We start from the raw sequence: 15,476 nt of genomic DNA, 5'->3' as shown, positions 1-15,476 counted from the left end.
ATGAATGAACAAGCTAGCAAATGTTTGGGTTTTCAGCAGCGAGGCTGCTCGTCTGCCCGAAGTAATGGCCGCCGGTCTGCAACTGGGTGACAGTGTCTCTGTATTCGTCTTGGGCGGTGCCGATGAGGTTGCCAGGGCTGCAGCATTGGGCGCAAGCAAGGTGTATCACCTGGGCGAGAAGGACTCAAGCCGCATAGTGGAAGAGTACGCCTTGACCATGGCCAAGGCGATTGAAGCCGAAGCGCAGGCGTCCCTGGTCTTGCTGCCAGCCAGCCGCCGCGGCAAGGCGTTGGCCGCCAAGCTGGGTGTGCGCCTGAGTGCCGGGGTTTTCAATGATGCCGCCGAACTCACAATCGACGGCGAAGGCCATGTCGGTGCCAAGCACCTGGTCTACGGTGGCCTGGCCATCGGCGAAGAGAAGATCACCTCTCAAATTGCTGTGGTGACTCTGGCCGCCGGCGCCTTCAAGGAGTTGCCAGCCGAAGAAGCGGGCCGCAGCGCCGAAACTATCACTCTGGAATTTGTTGCCCCAGCCAATGGCATTCGCTGCCTGGCACGTCGGCCAAAGGAAAAATCCAATATCGACCTGGGTAAGGCCAAGCGCGTTATCGGTGTGGGCAATGGCATAGGTTCGCAGGATAACCTGAAGCTGATTGAACAGCTGGCCGCCAAGGTTGGTGCCGAACTGGGCTGCAGCCGTCCGATTGCCGAAACTGAAAAGTGGATGGAGCGTGAGCGCTACATTGGGGTTTCAGGTGTGATGATTAAGCCTGATGTCTATATGGCCATAGGGATTTCCGGTCAGATCCAGCACATGGTTGGCGTCAACGACTCCCTGACCATTATTGCTGTCAACAAAGACAAGAATGCCCCCATCTTCCAGTATGCGGATTACGGCATTGTCGGTGATATCAACAAGATAGTTCCAGCTCTGCTGAACAGCTTCAAAGGCTAACTATCTGGCCCGGCTACCGGCTCAAGGGGCCGGTAGTCTCGAATTCAAGAGAGGATCAGCATGTCAGAAGATGCATTTGACGCAATCATAGTGGGAGGCGGGCTCGCCGGCTGCGTTGCTGCCTATGTCCTGGCCAGTCAGGGCGCCGATGTTCTGGTGATTGAACGTGGCAACTATGCCGGGGCCAAGAATATGACTGGTGGTAGACTCTACGCCCATAGCCTGGAAAAGATTATGCCCGATTTTGCCAAACGGGCGCCGCTGGAGCGTAAGGTTACCAAGGAAAAAGTATCGTTTCTCACTGATGATACTGCAGTAACCCTGGACTATCACAACGGCCGTGGTCAGGAGCCGGTAGAGGAATCTTATACTCTGCTCAGAGGCACTTTCGATCAGTGGCTGGCCGAACAGGCCGAGGAAGCCGGGGCTCAGTTTATTACCGGTATTCGGGTTGAAAAAATCCTCAAGGAAGACGGTAAGGTCATAGGGGTGGAGGCCGATGGCGACTCACTGCTGGCCAAGACAGTGATTCTGGCTGAAGGGGTCAACCCTCTTCTGGGGGAACAGCTCGGCATGGTTAAGCCCAAGGTGCAATCCAGTGCCATGGCGGTCGGAGCCAAGGAGCTTATCGCCCTGTCAGAGCAGCAGATACGGGATCGCTTTAATGTCAGCGGTGATGAAGGCGTTGCCTGGCTGTTTGCCGGTTCCCCCTCCAATGGTCTCTTGGGCGGGGGCTTCCTTTACACCAATAAAGACACTGTTTCTTTGGGGATTGTTTGTGGCTTGCACCACATAGAAACCTCTTCCAAGACAGTGCCGCAGATGTTGGAAGACTTCAAGAATCATCCGGCGATCAAGCCTTTGATTGAAGGCGGCAAGTTGCTTGAGTACTCAGGCCACGTGGTTCCCGAGGCCGGACTGAACATGCTGCCCAAGCTGGTGGATGACGGTGTCTTGATTGCCGGGGATGCGGCAGGCTTCTGTCTCAACGTGGGCTATACGGTCCGCGGAATGGACTTGGCTATCGCATCCGGTGAGGCCGCCGCCAGAGCCGTACTTGCCGCCAAGGCCAAGAATGATTTCAGTGCCGCCGGACTCGGTGCCTATCAAACACTGCTGGACAACAGCTTCATCATGAAAGATCTCAAGCTGTACCAGAAATTACCCGCCTTTATGGAGAACCCAAGGATCTTCAATCAGTATCCCAAGCTGGTCGCCGACATTATGCAGGAGATGTTCACCATAGATGGCAGCGCCTCGCAACCTCTGCGCAAGACCCTGATGAAGCATGCCAAAGAAGTGGGTTATATGAATCTGATTAAAGATGGTATTAAGGGGATGACAGCGATATGAGCGAGCCAGTCAATGTTGATGTGAAATTGGGGGTGAACAAGTTCTATGTTGATGAGGGACATCCACATATTGAGCTTGTTGAAAACCCGGATATCAATGAATTCCGTAAGTTGGTTAACGCCTGCCCAGCAGGACTCTATAAAATTCAGGACGACGGCAGCCTTAAATTTGACTCTGCCGGTTGTTTGGAATGTGGCACCTGTAAAATGCTTTGCGGTGAAACCATTATCAAGAAATGGGAATATCCCAGAGGTACATTCGGTATTGAATATCGTTATGGCTAGTGCCGCTTGAAAACCTTAAATCTGAACTTAAGTTAGTTTTCTAACGAGCTCGATTGTGCAAAATGAGAGCATACACTTTTAATGTTATTAGCCCTGTTGAATAAACAGATTTTGATAATGCTTAACTTGAAGCGCTGTGCTCTTATTTGTTTTAACTTTTAACCTGTTTAAAGATTTGTCTGCGACTTATGTAGTTTGCTAACTGTAACCGTTTTCTCACTTTTGAGCTTCAGATTTGTTTTAGTCCCATTTATTATTCAGTATTTCTCGACTGAGAAATCAGGCTGAAGATTAATGGCACATTTTGTGAACGAATAAATCAACCATGTTTATTGGTTTAATATAAGAGATTAGCATATGAAAGCTAAAAAGTTCGATGAAATGGAGTTTACGCCATTACATAAGAAAATCATGTTTTGGGGCAGTGGTGGTCCCTTCCTCGACGGTTATATTCTGGTCATTATTGGCCTGGCGCTTGAGCAACTGATCCCTGAAATGCAGCTGGATGCCAACTGGATAGGCCTGGTTGGGGCATCTACCCTGGTGGGCCTATTTGTCGGTACCGCACTCTTTGGTTACATCGCCGACCTATTCGGTCGTAAGTTAATGTTTCTAATAGATATCATAGCGATAGCCGTGTTATCTGTCGCCACTATGTTCGTTTCATCGCCGATAGAGTTAGTGGTGATGCGCTTCCTTATCGGGGTAGTGATAGGGGCCGATTACCCCATTGCCACCTCCATGGTGGCCGAGTTTTCCCCAACCAAGAAGCGGGCCTTTACCATGGGCTTCATAGCCTTGATGTGGTATGTGGGCGCTACTGCGGCCAATGCGGTAGGTTATCTGCTTTATGACGTTGAAGGGGGCTGGCGCTGGATGCTCGGCAGCGGCCTGATACCTTGTCTGGTAATCCTGCTTGGGCGTTTCCATCTACCCGAGTCGCCACGCTGGCTGCTGCGCAAGGGCCGTATCGCCGAGTACAAACAAGTTATGCAACAGTACTTTGGCGGCAATATTCATATTGAAGCGGAAGAGAAGATCGATACCCAGTATCGTAAACTGTTCGAAAAACGCAACTTCACCATGATCATCTTTATCGGCACAATTTGGACCTGCCAGATCATTCCCATGTTTGCCATCTACACCTTTGGGCCGCAGATAGTCGGGGCCTTGGGTTTTTACGATGGCAAAGACTCGGCGCTTGGCAACATTATTATCAGTACCTTCTTTATCATAGGTTGTATTCCGGCCATGTATTGGCTGGATTCCATGGGCCGTCGACCACTGCTTATCATCAGCTTTGCCATGATGACCTTGTCGCTGGCCATGCTGGGACTAGTTTCCTCGCCTGGTATCTGGGTAGTGATTGCGGCCTTTGGCATGTACGCCTTCTGCTCCGGAGGCCCTGGGATCTTGCAGTGGCTCTACCCCAATGAGCTGTTCCCTACCGATATCCGCGCTTCGGCCGTGGGTGCCGTGATGTCTTTCAGCCGTATAGGCACCATACTCTCGACCTATGCCTTGCCTGTGTTTATGAACGCTTATGGCGTTTCCTGGACCATGATGGCCGGTGCCGGTATTTCACTGTTGGGCCTGGTGGTTTCCATCTTGCTGGCACCGGAAACCCGTGGCATGACCCTGGCGGACACCAGTGTTGCAGGATTTGTAAAGCACTGATTATAAAATACTAATCATCTTTCGCTAGTTATCAAATACTGAGAAATCGCCGCCTCATGGGAGGCGGCAATAGCTTCAACGGTCGGCGACATAAGGGTTGTGGCGCCGCTCTTCAGCAAAAGTGGACATGGGGCCATGACCGGGAATAAAGCAGGTATCTCCCCCCAGCGGCCAGAGTTTGTTCTTGATGGAATCCAGCAGCGCCGCGTGATTCCCGCCGGGAAAATCGCAGCGGCCTATGGAGTGCCTGAACAGCACATCGCCAACCCAGGCCAACTTGGCCGCTGGGGCAAAGAATACCAGGTGGCCTGGTGTATGGCCCGGGCAATGAATCACCTGAAGTTGTAACTCGCCGACCCAAATAGTGTCATCCTGCTCAAGAAAGCGGTCTGGATAAAAGACATCACAGTGGGGAAATTGATATAGACGACATTCCTCCGGCAACATATCAAACAGAAAAGTATCATCCTTATGAGGGCCGAGTATTTCGGCAGATGAACTCTTGGCCAATAATCTGGCCGCGCCGATATGATCGATATGGCCATGGGTCAGGAGTATCTTATCCAGCTCCAGTTTATTGTCTTCAATAAAACTTGTTATCTTCTCTACTTCACCACCTGGATCTATTACAGCAGCCTTGTTGCAACCATCTTGCCAAACAATACAGGCATTTTGTTTGTAATGAGTTACAGGAATAATTTTGAAGTTTACATTTTGAGTCATTTATATCTCCACAATTATATAACGATAAGTTGAGTTTACTTGTCGATGGATTCTATTGGTTGATATTGCTCAATAAATCAAAAATTATTTTCTGTGATTTTATATTTAAATTAATTAAATGGATTGTTTCAGGCTTTAAATTTATACCTTATTGTTCAATAATCTATTTCACTTGGATTATTGTGAAATGGCTCAAAGGGATTGCGGGCTAATTTCTATAATATTGACCATGTTCCAGCATTTCTATCTGGATTGACTCGAATATGCCTGGGGTTATACTGCCGTAGGTACCTGTCGCAGAGTTTAGACAGGCATCCTGCTTACTGATGAAAACTTGCTGAGGTATCGATGAACTATCGACTGACAAACGAACAAGAAGCATTTATTGCAGGAGTAAGAGACCTGATGTCACAGGAGGACTGGGAGCGCTATTTCTCCGCCTGCGACGACAACAATGAATATCCTGAACGTTTTGTCAAAGAGCTGGCCAAGCTGGGGCTGGACAGTTTGCTGCTTCCGGAAGAATACGGTGGCAGCGATGCCGGTCTGGTGACTCTGGCCTTGATCTGGGAAGAGTTGGGCCGTCTCGGTGCGCCAACCTATGTGCTTTATCAGATGGCGGGTTTTCCCACTATATTGCAGGAAGGCACCCAGGAGCAGATCGACAAGATCATGGCCTATATAGGTACCGGCAAACAGGTGTGGAACTCGGCGGTCACCGAGCCGGATGCCGGCTCGGATGTTCGCAGCCTACAGACCACTTATACCCGAAAGAAGGGCAAGGTCTACCTCAATGGCACCAAATGTTATATCACCAGTGCCGCCGAGACCCCTTACCTGGTGGTGATGGCCAAAGATTCCGCCAGCTTCGAACCAATTTTCTCCGAGTTTTTTGTCGATATGAGTAAACCGGGGATCTCTGTCAGCCACTTGCCCAAGCTGGGACTGAAGATGGACAGTTGCTGTGTGGTGGAGTTCGACAATGTAGAGCTGGAGGAAAAGGACTTTTTCGGTACCGAAGGCAACGGGTTTGCCAGGGTGAAGAAGGAGTTTGATCTGGAGCGTTTCCTCATTGCCTGCAGCAACTATGGTTGCGCCTATTGCGCCTTCGAAGATGCCGCCCGTTACGCCAACAAGCGGGTACAGTTTGACTTGCCGATCGCCAAGACACAGCTAATCCAGGAAAAGTTTGCCTATATGTCGGTGCAGCTCACCAACATGAAGAACATGATTTATCACACCGCCTGGAAGGCCGACAACGGCCAGATGACCCCGGGCGATGCCGCCAAGTGTAAGCTCTACTGCTCCAAGGCGGCTTTCGATGTGGTTGACAATGCCATGCAGGTGTTTGGCGGCCAGGGGATCACCGGCGAGCATCGCATCAGCCGTTTCTGGCGCGATCTGCGGGTCGACAGAGTTTCCGGCGGCTCGGAAGAGATGCAGGTGCTGACGCTGGGTCGGGAAGTGCTCCGGGAGTATGTCTAGTCTTTAGGTAAAGACAGATACCGCCCACAATGTGGCCGAGTTGGCCTTCCTGTTGGCCAAGTTGCAACCGTTACCTAGCTGAAGCCTTACTGCAGTTGGTACTGGATAACTCCGTCCTGGGTCAGGCGGAAGATCCACAGGGAGTCGCCTTCGCGGTAATACCAGCTGTTGGCCAGACCTTCTTCGGCTTTTAACTGAGAAGTGAACTCGCTCATCGCCGACGCGGGCAGGCGGAAACTGCCGCTGGAGCTGTTGTTGTCCAGATCATTGTTGACCTTTATCTCCGTGGCCGAGGGCGGCAATATCGGTGGCAGCCAGCCTCGCTCGAATACTCCTTCAGCCCGTGCTTCGGCCTCGGTGGGGTATTGTTCGCTGATGACATCGCTGCAACCCCAGATTAAGGCGGTTAATGTCAGCATGGAGCTGATGGAAAGGGAACGCATCAGTGGTTTCATCTTGGGCTCCTTGTCAGTGAAATGGCGTTTTACTGTAACAAAGGCGGCCTGTACCTAGTCTGAAGCCAAGGTGCTTTCAGCTGTTTTGCTTTATTTTTTCTGGGCGCTTGGTTTATGGCCATTGGCCCCTTTAGTTGACTCGCCGAACATGCAGGCATCAATCTACATGGGTCATCAAAGCTGTTGCAGGCTGGCCAGCAAACGGTCCATCGCCCGATAACCCAGGGCCTGGGCCAGATGGCGCCGCTCGACCATGGGGCTGAGCTGCAGATCGGCTATGGTGCGCGCCACTCGTTGCAGCCGATGAAAGCTGCGCACCGATAATCCCAGCTGATTGACACTCTGTTCGAGAAACGCCAGATCGCCGGGTTTGAAACCTGCCTGCTTCAATGCCTTACTGCCCAACTGACTATTGAGTACGCCGGCGCGGCTGAGTTGCAGCTCCCGCGCTGCCGCTACTCTGGCGGCTATCTGCTCACTGGTTTCACCCTGCGCCGCCTCTGAGGTCAAGGCGCCTGGCGGGAGTTTGGGCACTTCAATGGTGAGGTCGAATCTGTCAATGAAAGGGCCTGACAGCCGGGCCAGGTAACGGCGGATCTGCTCTGGGCTGGCGCGGCTTCCCGGGCCGGCATCACCACAGGGGCTGGGATTCATGGCGGCGATGAGTTGAAAACGGGCATCGAAGCGCAGTTTGGCTGCGGCGCGGGAGATGACGACATGGCCGGTTTCCATGGGTTCACGCAAACAGTCGAGTACCTTGCGGGGAAACTCGGCAATTTCATCGAGAAACAGCACTCCCAGGTGAGCCAGTGAAATCTCGCCGGGTTTGGGAATCGAGCCGCCACCCACCAAAGAGATGGCGGAGCTGGTGTGGTGCGGAGCGCGAAACGGGCGGCGATAAAACTCCCCCGGCTCAGTGGCCATGCCGGCCACTGAATGAATCGCAGCCACTTCCAGCGCCTCTTCATAACTCATGGGGGGCAGGAGTGAGATTATCCGGCTGGCCAGCATGGTTTTGCCTGTGCCAGGTGGCCCCAGCATTAGCAGGTTATGCCCGCCGGCGGCAGCGATTTCCAGTGCTTGTTTGGCTTGATATTGGCCTATGACGTCCGACAGGCAGTCACTCGAGTGGGGCTTGGATTGTTCCAGCCATTCGGTTCCCGGCACTATCCCCGGCAGGGTTTGCTGCCCGTGCAGATAGGCGGCGATATGTTGCAGGTGCTGGGCCAGGCAACACTGTTGATAGCCCACCAAATCCGCCTCACTGCGGTTATCCTGTGGCAATACCAGTTTGATGCCTCTTTGACGGGCGGCGATAATTACCGGCAGGATACCAGTGCAGTGCCTGACCTCACCGGACAGCCCAAGCTCACCAACAAATTCATGATCGTCCAGAGATTTCAGTGGCAGCTGCCCGGATGCTGCTAGAATACCAATGGCAATAGGAAGGTCGTAACGTCCACCTTGCTTGGGCAGATCGGCCGGTGCCAGATTGATGGTTATCCTGCGCATGGGGAATTCAAAACCCGCATTGATTATGGCGCTGCGGACTCTTTCTCTGGCTTCCTTGACCGAAGCTTCCGGCAACCCCACCAGATTGAAGGCCGGCAGGCCGTTGGAGAGGTGAGCTTCGACCAGTACCTGAGGCGCCTCCACACCTTTGGCGGCTCGGGTGGCAACTCTGGCTATGGGCATAACAGTTCCTTTGTAGTGCGCTTCCCTGATTCAGTAGAGTGTAGCAGTTGCCTGGATTTACAGTGGCTTGAGGGAATAGCGGTTCTGGCCTTATCGACAGAGGTTTCCAGAACCCGGGAATGGACGGCACCAATAGCTATCACCCTGGAAGGCGGGATTAGATGACTTTCTTCATACACCTTAGACTGGTGTCTGTTTCATTGGAGAAGCAGAAAATTTGGTCGACCAAAGTGTAGTGCCACACCACTTTATAGTCAGTCGCCAGCAAGAGCTTCAACAGTGACAGTGCAGGGTTGGCAAACAAGACTTCCAGCGAATCGGCTGAGACAGGGTAGACTTTAACCTGTTCGACCTGAACTGCATTGTCGTGCAGTACCAGCCTGGAGACCTTGCCGGAAAAGAGTATTTTCCCATCCGTTTTTTCTTTGTTGTCACTCAGTTGCAACAGCCCCCAGAAGCTTTCTGAATCAATATCTATGTAGAGGGAAAAAGTGATGCGCTTGACCTGCTTATCAGGGCCTTCTACTTCCTTGATCATCTGATACATGCCATCTATGTCCTGAACCTCGTGATAGTCATATAGAAGGTTAATGATGATGGAACTCAGCAAGAGGGCTAGAGGGATGGTGATTGGCAGCAGTTTCTTTAACTTTGGCATACAGTTCCATCCTTCAGCTTATTGAGTATTGAGGCATCTGCATAACTGACATAGGTATTAATACTGTTATGCGATTTATTAATGCAGTCGATCGAAAATAAACCTGATCTATGGCTCAAGATAATAGTGTCTCTGTTATCCTTTATTGTTCTCCCAATTTCATAGAAGTCTACAGTGCCAATGAGTTGATAGTTTAGTTCTTCAATGACTGAGTTTATGGCTTGCTTGTCTATTGTGTTCTTGATCCTTGATATAGTAATTATCTTATTTATTCCGTTGGTGTATATTTTTATTCTGGGTGGTGTGTGTGTCAGCGCTTTTGTTATTGCGAATGGTACAAAGAATAATGCCAATGATATGCTTTTGATATACAGAATTCGTCTTAAGCTGAAGTTGGTCTTTTGTGGGGGAGGCGTTACCGTTTCGGTATAAACGGGATTGATGTTGTCATTGATGAACTCCAGCTGGATATTGCCCTGAAGTGTATCAAGGCCGTAACCAAAACCTTTCTTGGTGAATATAATGTTGTTGCCTGAAATCTCTCTGAATATTCTTCTAAGATTGGCAATGGCAACTGGAATGGAATTGGGGGAAACAATTCTTCCATGCCAGCCGGCATCCAAGAGTTTATCTCTGCTTACTGCTTGGCCTCGACTGAGGTATAGCTCTTTTAATATATAAAATTCTGGAATTGAACATTTATATCCTTTGGTGTCTGTTTTGATAATTGGGTTGTCGTTGTTTTGGCGAGCTGTGATTGTTTTCCTACCTTTAGTGATGTCCATTTTTATTCCTATTGTTTTTGTTTTTAATTTAAGTTTCTACATGTTTTACGCCCTAATAATAAGTAATAAAAAATCCTGTTGTTGAGATAATGTTTCATTAATCAATAGAGTGTTAATTTTGCAAGTTATTGATTCTTGAGCTCAATGCTTGTGTTGTCAATAGTGGGTATCCCTTAGACTCCATTTATTAGTTTTTATAACTGCGGGATTAACTCCACTGGTGAGAATCTCTGCCTTGATCCCGCAAAATGCATAGTGTTAACCGAATGCTGATCTGTTTGTCGGGTTGTTGCTGTTCAGTGCTATCAAGGGGGAAACATGCTTACGCAGCAGAGATGTGACAATACGGATTCCGGCAATGAGTCGGGCAGCATAAGCAAGCTGTTTAATGAGTACAATAACGCACCATTAACTGAAGCCCATTTTCAGGAGATAGTTGCCAGAAAAATAAGCGGCTGTGCCCAAGAGGTGGCTTATGAAGTATTATTCAGGCCTGGAAAGCTATGCTTAAGTGTGGAAGGTTTCTATGCCAATCTGCATCAAAAAGAGCTATTGAATTTATCTCTGGAGCAGTTGCATCAATTGGCGGCTATTGATTACAGGCATCTCGATGTTTTGGCCCTGGCTGGCCACAAAATTGCACGGCTGTTTATCAATATAGAAACTAGAATCATCTCCTCTTTAGAGGCTGAATTGGTTTGGCTAAAAGAAACATTGAAAAAACAAGATGTGGAGTTGGTTGTTGAAATTACGGAACGTTTGTCAGCCAAGATTGCTACAACTGCTTTTGCCAGTATCGCCAAGTTACATGATTTTGGTGTTAAATTTGCTTTGGATGACTTTGAGCCTAAAGGTGATTTGAGACGGCATTGGATTAATACTGCTTGCGTCGATTATATCAAATTGATCCTTCCCCGCGGTTTTGAAAAATCAGAAAAAGTCAGGCTGGATTTTATTGACTATATATATCAATTAAAAAATCAGGCTCAGGTTAAGGTGATTGTTGAAAAGGTAGAGACGCTGGAGCAATTTTTGGTGATGGAGTTGGTACCCTATGATGGTTTGCAGGGATACCTGTTTTCCCAGCCGGAAAAGCTGGCGCAAATAGAGTTGCACCAGCATGCCTTTGGGTGACATCGCAGGCGCTAATTCACTTGTTTAACGGATAAAAAAGGTCACTGTCACGGCAAAAATTTCTCGTTATCTGAATGTAAAATCTACTGGTAGATTGTGTGAGACTTCTCTGTGCTGCCCCATGGGATGGCACTTTACTCACACAAGGAAACAAGATGAAAAGCTTAACTCTGCTGCTGGCCGGTATGTTACTCAGTGGTGCTGCCCTGGCAGCCGATGAAGAAAACGCCCTGCCTCAAGCCAGTGAAACCGATATTCAACAACTGCAGCAAGCCTGTTTGCAAATGGCCGATGAAGACGCGGTGCCAGCCGAAGAACGTCAGGAATATCTGCTGACCTGCGTTAATGATCAACTCAACGAAATGGGTTATCAGCTTCTGGAAAGTTTGCCAGAGGTTAATTAATCTCCACAAGGGCAGCCCATCTGTGTTTTAATTCTCCGGTATACGATATGCATTGTTTGCTGGGGGATGGATGCCTTGCTGTTGAGTCTATTTAATACGTGGTGGGGTGATTTATTCACTCCACCACGTAAACTCCTTTCCCTTTTTCTGCTTTTGCTGATGGTTTTTCTAAACTACCCGACCAAGGTATTGGCTCAAGCTCAGCCGTTACGGGTTAGCTTTATTAATCCAGGCTCTGCTCAGGAGAGTTTCTGGGGCGATATAGATAAGCTGATGTTGGTGGCGGCGGCCGAGCTCAACATTGAGTTGGAAATACTGCATGCCAACAGGGATCATTTCAGGATGATAGCCCTGGCACAAGAGTTGGCGGCTCGCGAGCAATTGCCCCGGTATGTCATTTTGGTCAATGAAAAAAATGTTGCCGCAAAAATGCTGGCAGCCTTTGAAGGGCTCCCCTTTAAAACGCTACTGCTGCTCAATGATATTGAGCCCAAGGCGCGTCATTCATTGTTGCAGGAGCCTTATTGGCAGCAGCATTTGCTGCCACCATTGGTTCCGGACAATGAACGAATAGGTTTTCTGACCGCCCAGGCGCTGTTAATGCAAATGGGGAATAAGCGGCAGGGCAAGGTATTATTGATCTCAGGTGACAAGGGGACACCGGCGTCTATCGAACGGACTCAAGGAGCTTTAAACGGTTTTCGGCAGGCGGGGATAGAACCGCTGCAACTCGTCTATGGTCACTGGCAAGAACAGAGAGCCAGGGCGCAGACTCAGGTGTTGCTGAATCGTTACCCCGGGCTGGAAGGGATTTGGACCGCCAACGATCATATGGCCTTTGGTGCCATTGCGGCATTGGAGGACAAGGGGCTCAGACCTGGAGAGGATATTTTCATCGCCAGTATCAACACTTCCTCCAAGGTACTTGATTGGCGTAGTCAGGGGCACATCAGTGTCTTGGGCGGCGGTCATTTGCTGGCGGGGGCAGAGGCGCTCATGCGCATCCGTGACGACAGCGAGGCCAGGCCATGGAATGAGAAGGTTCCCCCAATGTTCAGGCTTCTGGTGCCGGGCACTGAGCCTTTCAATATGCTCGAGCAACGAAATTGGCGGGCACTGCTCGCCTGGTACCAACAGACATCGGAAGTAACGCATTGAAACAAAGCTCCGTCATCAGTCACAAGATGACCCTGGTTATCATAGGTGTCAGTTCATTTTTTGCCTTGGTGACCATGGCGGCCCAGCTGTTCTGGAACTATCAGGATGGCGTTGAAGGCAGCAATCGCAGGTTACATGAATATGTCGAGGCAAATCTGCCCGGCATGGCGCAGGCCATTTGGGATGTGGACCATAAGCTGCTGCGGGACATACTGATTGGCATAGGCATGCAGCCCTATGTTTCCGGCGCGTCTTTGTCCAGTGCCGACGGGATTGCCCTGCAGGTGGGAAATAATCAGGCCCAGGATAATGAGACCTTTCTGTTTCCAATCATCTACCGTCAGCAACAGATAGGTGAGCTCAAGGTTCAGCGCAGCCGCAACCAACTCTATTATGAGTTGTGGCGGCAGATGATTCTGATAGTCGTGGGTAATGGCTTGAAAACCCTGCTGATGATCTATGTGATCCTGACGCTGGTACGTAGCCTGGTTACCGGAAGATTGGCGGCACTGGCCGCATACGTCAACCGCATAGATTTGGGGCAACCGCGAAAAGTGCCGTTGCCCGATGCGGTTGGTGCGGAGAATCAGGATGAAATTGGCAGTGTCGCCCGCGCCATAGAGCAGATGTATCGACGTATTAGAACCGATTTTGCCCGCAAACGTTGGCAACAGAGACATCTGGCCCGGGGGCAAAGGCAGTTGTCTGAGTTGGTAGAGCTAAGCCATAAGGAGCTGGCTTGGCAGGCCAGAGCCAATGAGTTGTTGGCGGATCTGTCATTACAATTTTTGAAGTTGCAGCCGGGAGAAGTCAATCAGGCCCTGGCCGATGTTGGCCGTCAGATTGCCGAATTGTTTGCCGTCGAACGGGTCGCCTTGTTGGAGATAAAGGAGCAGCAACTCTGCTACCGCAGTGTCTGGAGCCGCCGGGGTGACCCTCAGGCTTCACGCTACATAGATATCAGTGAGTTGAATCGTTTTTCAGAGCAGCTCAACTCCCGCCAGATGATGGTGGTGGAAGATGTGGAAACCCTGAGGCCAGAGGCGGATGCGGAATATCGTCTGCTCAAGCAGTTGCAGTTACGTTCCCTGGCACTGTTTGCCATTACCGATGGTCACGATCTGTTGGGGGTATTGTCGCTGAGTAATGGTCAATCACCTCAGCCGTGGCCACAGTCCCGCCGTGCCATGCTGACCCAGTTTGCCGCTGCGCTCAATGAACTCTTGGTCAGGGAGCGCAGGGACTTGCAGATGCTGGGGCTGCAGCGGGAACTGTTGGGGCTGAATCACAAGCTCAAGCAGCTGTCGGAAACCGATGAACTTACCGGGTTGGCCAATCGCCGCCCCTTTACCGAATCCCTGGCGCGGCTGCTGGCCTCGGAAGAAGCCGGTGCACTGATCATGCTGGATGTGGATCACTTCAAGGCCTTCAACGACAGTTTCGGTCATCCGGCCGGTGACAGTGTGCTGCAGCGCCTGGCGCAGACCATGCAAAAAGCGCTTCCTGAATCAGCCTTGTTGGCCAGGGTCGGCGGCGAGGAATTTGCTTTGGTCTTGCCGGGAGTCGGCCGCCGGCAAGCCAAGGATTTGGCCGAAATTCTGTTGAATCGAGTCAGGGCGTTGCAGATCTCTCACGCAGCATCGCCAGCAGGCATAGTCACCATAAGTCTTGGGCTGGCACTTCTGCCCCGGGATGAACAGGATTTGAGTGAGGTCATTCGAGTGGCAGACAAGGCGCTTTATCAGGCCAAGCATCTGGGACGCAACACTTGGTTTCTGGCGGAATAACACTTGGTTTCTGACGGAGTAACGCGGGGATCAGTGGCCGGTGAATGTTTGCAGTAACAGCTGCAGTTCGCCGCTTTTTTCCAATTGGGTTACACCGGTATTGAACTCTTCCAGCAGCGCCATCTTGTGTGGGCTTTGCCTGGAAACCAGCATATAGAAGGGTTCTGGCCGAGTGTTGGGAATGGCTTGCGTTGCCAGCCCTATGACCTGTGGGTCGCGATCCATCAGCTTTAAGGTGCCGCTGAAAATCTCCAGTCGTGCCAGAAAGAAGTCACACCGGCCCCGGATCAATAATTCGGGGATCAACGGCAGATCTTTACTCAGGGACAATGGCTGAGAGTTGTCCCAACCGAAGTTACGATAATTGAAACCACGAATGCCGCAAACTGTGCCCAGCTGTGCCAGCTCGGCCAGTGAGTTGAACCTCAAGCCCTGCGGGAAACGACGCTTGAGAAAGACCACCCCCGGGGTGAGATAGTAATAGGAGCGCGACAGCAGGAACTTTCGCCGTCGCTCGGGATTGGCCGAGGCGCTCATGGCAGCGTCTATCTTGCCCTGTTCCACTTCCAGCATGCACCTTGGCCAGGGAAGGGTGATGATTTGCAGCTGCCAGCGTGGTGGCGTAAACAGCCGATAAAGCAGCTGAATGTCATAGCCGTCACTATCGTGGGTCTTGTAACCATCGACTCTGGAAAAGTAATTGAAGGGGGGAAATTCAGACTCTTCGACACATATCCTTAACTTAATGCCGTTAGAGTCTTCTTCAGCCATTGAAACCGGTGAGATAAGCATCACTGTCAAAAATGCCGCAAACGGATATAATGTGAACTTCATTCCGGTAAAAGAGGCCTGCAATGGGTTTCTTGGAGTATAGCAAAGCCACTCAATTCGCCATGTAATTGTCCATACCGGTAACCAGTTCG

The 15,476-nt window shown here is 50.6% G+C and carries 15 protein-coding genes; 9 read left to right on the top strand and 6 right to left on the bottom strand.

The window, feature by feature from the left end:
• The first annotated feature begins 4 nt into the window (after positions 1-4).
• The 4 genes from ACMHXI_RS00210 to ACMHXI_RS00195 all read left to right on the top strand — a co-directional run bounded on the left by ACMHXI_RS00210 (position 5) and on the right by ACMHXI_RS00195 (position 4,269).
• Complete coding sequence (locus ACMHXI_RS00210; protein ID WP_144191439.1) at positions 5-955, top strand: FAD-binding protein; 951 nt, start codon at positions 5-7, stop codon at positions 953-955.
• Positions 956-1,015: 60 nt separating this feature from the next.
• Positions 1,016-2,308: an FAD-dependent oxidoreductase gene (locus ACMHXI_RS00205; protein ID WP_025889642.1), complete on the top strand. Its 1,293-nt coding sequence runs from the start codon at positions 1,016-1,018 to the stop codon at positions 2,306-2,308.
• On the top strand, positions 2,305-2,592 hold the full coding sequence (locus ACMHXI_RS00200; RefSeq protein WP_025010089.1) for a 4Fe-4S dicluster domain-containing protein: 288 nt from the start codon (positions 2,305-2,307) through the stop codon (positions 2,590-2,592). Before ACMHXI_RS00205 ends, ACMHXI_RS00200 begins: the two co-directional genes overlap by 4 nt.
• Positions 2,593-2,949: 357 nt before the next feature.
• Positions 2,950-4,269, top strand: a complete 1,320-nt coding sequence (locus ACMHXI_RS00195) for an MFS transporter (RefSeq protein WP_028780097.1) — start codon at positions 2,950-2,952, stop codon at positions 4,267-4,269.
• Positions 4,270-4,344: 75 nt separating this feature from the next.
• Here the strand turns inward: ACMHXI_RS00195 and ACMHXI_RS00190 are convergent, their stop codons facing one another.
• Positions 4,345-4,992 carry an MBL fold metallo-hydrolase gene (locus ACMHXI_RS00190; protein ID WP_025010088.1) on the bottom strand — a complete coding sequence of 216 codons (648 nt, stop codon included), beginning with the start codon at positions 4,990-4,992 and terminating at the stop codon, positions 4,345-4,347.
• Between the two features lie 348 nt (positions 4,993-5,340).
• On the opposite strand from ACMHXI_RS00190, the gene caiA reads away from it, so the two are divergent.
• Positions 5,341-6,477 carry a crotonobetainyl-CoA dehydrogenase gene (gene caiA, locus ACMHXI_RS00185; protein ID WP_028780099.1) on the top strand — a complete coding sequence of 379 codons (1,137 nt, stop codon included), beginning with the start codon at positions 5,341-5,343 and terminating at the stop codon, positions 6,475-6,477.
• An 86-nt stretch (positions 6,478-6,563) separates the two neighbouring features.
• On the opposite strand, the gene ACMHXI_RS00180 is transcribed toward caiA, so the two are convergent.
• The 4 genes from ACMHXI_RS00180 to ACMHXI_RS00165 form a co-directional block, all read right to left on the bottom strand.
• Positions 6,564-6,932: a hypothetical protein gene (locus tag ACMHXI_RS00180; protein WP_144164993.1), complete on the bottom strand. Its 369-nt coding sequence runs from the start codon at positions 6,930-6,932 to the stop codon at positions 6,564-6,566.
• Positions 6,933-7,106: 174 nt separating this feature from the next.
• Positions 7,107-8,627: a YifB family Mg chelatase-like AAA ATPase gene (locus ACMHXI_RS00175; protein ID WP_413733659.1), complete on the bottom strand. Its 1,521-nt coding sequence runs from the start codon at positions 8,625-8,627 to the stop codon at positions 7,107-7,109.
• A gap of 157 nt (positions 8,628-8,784) precedes the next feature.
• A complete protein-coding gene (locus tag ACMHXI_RS00170) occupies positions 8,785-9,285 on the bottom strand; it encodes a hypothetical protein (RefSeq protein ID WP_025010079.1) in 501 nt (166 codons plus the stop codon).
• Complete coding sequence (locus tag ACMHXI_RS00165) at positions 9,273-10,070, bottom strand: winged helix-turn-helix domain-containing protein (protein WP_413733656.1); 798 nt, start codon at positions 10,068-10,070, stop codon at positions 9,273-9,275. Before ACMHXI_RS00165 ends, ACMHXI_RS00170 begins: the two co-directional genes overlap by 13 nt.
• Positions 10,071-10,388: 318 nt before the next feature.
• Between ACMHXI_RS00165 and ACMHXI_RS00160 the strand changes: the two genes are divergently transcribed.
• The 4 genes from ACMHXI_RS00160 to ACMHXI_RS00145 all read left to right on the top strand — a co-directional run bounded on the left by ACMHXI_RS00160 (position 10,389) and on the right by ACMHXI_RS00145 (position 14,553).
• Positions 10,389-11,204, top strand: a complete 816-nt coding sequence (locus tag ACMHXI_RS00160) for an EAL domain-containing protein (RefSeq protein ID WP_413733654.1) — start codon at positions 10,389-10,391, stop codon at positions 11,202-11,204.
• Between the two features lie 155 nt (positions 11,205-11,359).
• Positions 11,360-11,608 carry a hypothetical protein gene (locus ACMHXI_RS00155; protein WP_025010076.1) on the top strand — a complete coding sequence of 83 codons (249 nt, stop codon included), beginning with the start codon at positions 11,360-11,362 and terminating at the stop codon, positions 11,606-11,608.
• Between the two features lie 159 nt (positions 11,609-11,767).
• On the top strand, positions 11,768-12,766 hold the full coding sequence (locus ACMHXI_RS00150) for an ABC transporter substrate-binding protein (RefSeq protein ID WP_413733652.1): 999 nt from the start codon (positions 11,768-11,770) through the stop codon (positions 12,764-12,766).
• Positions 12,763-14,553, top strand: a complete 1,791-nt coding sequence (locus tag ACMHXI_RS00145) for a diguanylate cyclase domain-containing protein (protein WP_413733650.1) — start codon at positions 12,763-12,765, stop codon at positions 14,551-14,553. Before ACMHXI_RS00150 ends, ACMHXI_RS00145 begins: the two co-directional genes overlap by 4 nt.
• Positions 14,554-14,583: 30 nt before the next feature.
• On the opposite strand, the gene ACMHXI_RS00140 is transcribed toward ACMHXI_RS00145, so the two are convergent.
• On the bottom strand, positions 14,584-15,387 hold the full coding sequence (locus tag ACMHXI_RS00140; RefSeq protein ID WP_071238989.1) for a substrate-binding periplasmic protein: 804 nt from the start codon (positions 15,385-15,387) through the stop codon (positions 14,584-14,586).
• Positions 15,388-15,476 lie beyond the last annotated feature (89 nt).

Source organism: Shewanella sp. BJSY2023SW005 (assembly GCF_047314585.1).
Taxonomy (GTDB): domain Bacteria; phylum Pseudomonadota; class Gammaproteobacteria; order Enterobacterales; family Shewanellaceae; genus Shewanella; species Shewanella algae.
This window is presented reverse-complemented; position numbering and strand designations above follow the sequence as displayed.

What these genes read in the sequence shown, in the direction of transcription:
- ACMHXI_RS00140 (WP_071238989.1), bottom strand. Translation starts at nt 15,387, where the DNA reads ATGAAGTTCACATTATATCCGTTTGCGGCATTTTTGACAGTGATGCTT.
- ACMHXI_RS00170 (WP_025010079.1), bottom strand. Translation starts at nt 9,285, where the DNA reads ATGCCAAAGTTAAAGAAACTGCTGCCAATCACCATCCCTCTAGCCCTC.
- ACMHXI_RS00150 (WP_413733652.1), top strand. Translation starts at nt 11,768, where the DNA reads ATGGTTTTTCTAAACTACCCGACCAAGGTATTGGCTCAAGCTCAGCCG.
- ACMHXI_RS00180 (WP_144164993.1), bottom strand. Translation starts at nt 6,932, where the DNA reads ATGAAACCACTGATGCGTTCCCTTTCCATCAGCTCCATGCTGACATTA.
- ACMHXI_RS00165 (WP_413733656.1), bottom strand. Translation starts at nt 10,070, where the DNA reads ATGGACATCACTAAAGGTAGGAAAACAATCACAGCTCGCCAAAACAAC.
- ACMHXI_RS00155 (WP_025010076.1), top strand. Translation starts at nt 11,360, where the DNA reads ATGAAAAGCTTAACTCTGCTGCTGGCCGGTATGTTACTCAGTGGTGCT.
- ACMHXI_RS00210 (WP_144191439.1), top strand. Translation starts at nt 5, where the DNA reads ATGAACAAGCTAGCAAATGTTTGGGTTTTCAGCAGCGAGGCTGCTCGT.
- ACMHXI_RS00160 (WP_413733654.1), top strand. Translation starts at nt 10,389, where the DNA reads ATGCTTACGCAGCAGAGATGTGACAATACGGATTCCGGCAATGAGTCG.
- ACMHXI_RS00175 (WP_413733659.1), bottom strand. Translation starts at nt 8,627, where the DNA reads ATGCCCATAGCCAGAGTTGCCACCCGAGCCGCCAAAGGTGTGGAGGCG.
- ACMHXI_RS00190 (WP_025010088.1), bottom strand. Translation starts at nt 4,992, where the DNA reads ATGACTCAAAATGTAAACTTCAAAATTATTCCTGTAACTCATTACAAA.
- ACMHXI_RS00205 (WP_025889642.1), top strand. Translation starts at nt 1,016, where the DNA reads ATGTCAGAAGATGCATTTGACGCAATCATAGTGGGAGGCGGGCTCGCC.
- caiA (WP_028780099.1), top strand. Translation starts at nt 5,341, where the DNA reads ATGAACTATCGACTGACAAACGAACAAGAAGCATTTATTGCAGGAGTA.
- ACMHXI_RS00200 (WP_025010089.1), top strand. Translation starts at nt 2,305, where the DNA reads ATGAGCGAGCCAGTCAATGTTGATGTGAAATTGGGGGTGAACAAGTTC.
- ACMHXI_RS00195 (WP_028780097.1), top strand. Translation starts at nt 2,950, where the DNA reads ATGAAAGCTAAAAAGTTCGATGAAATGGAGTTTACGCCATTACATAAG.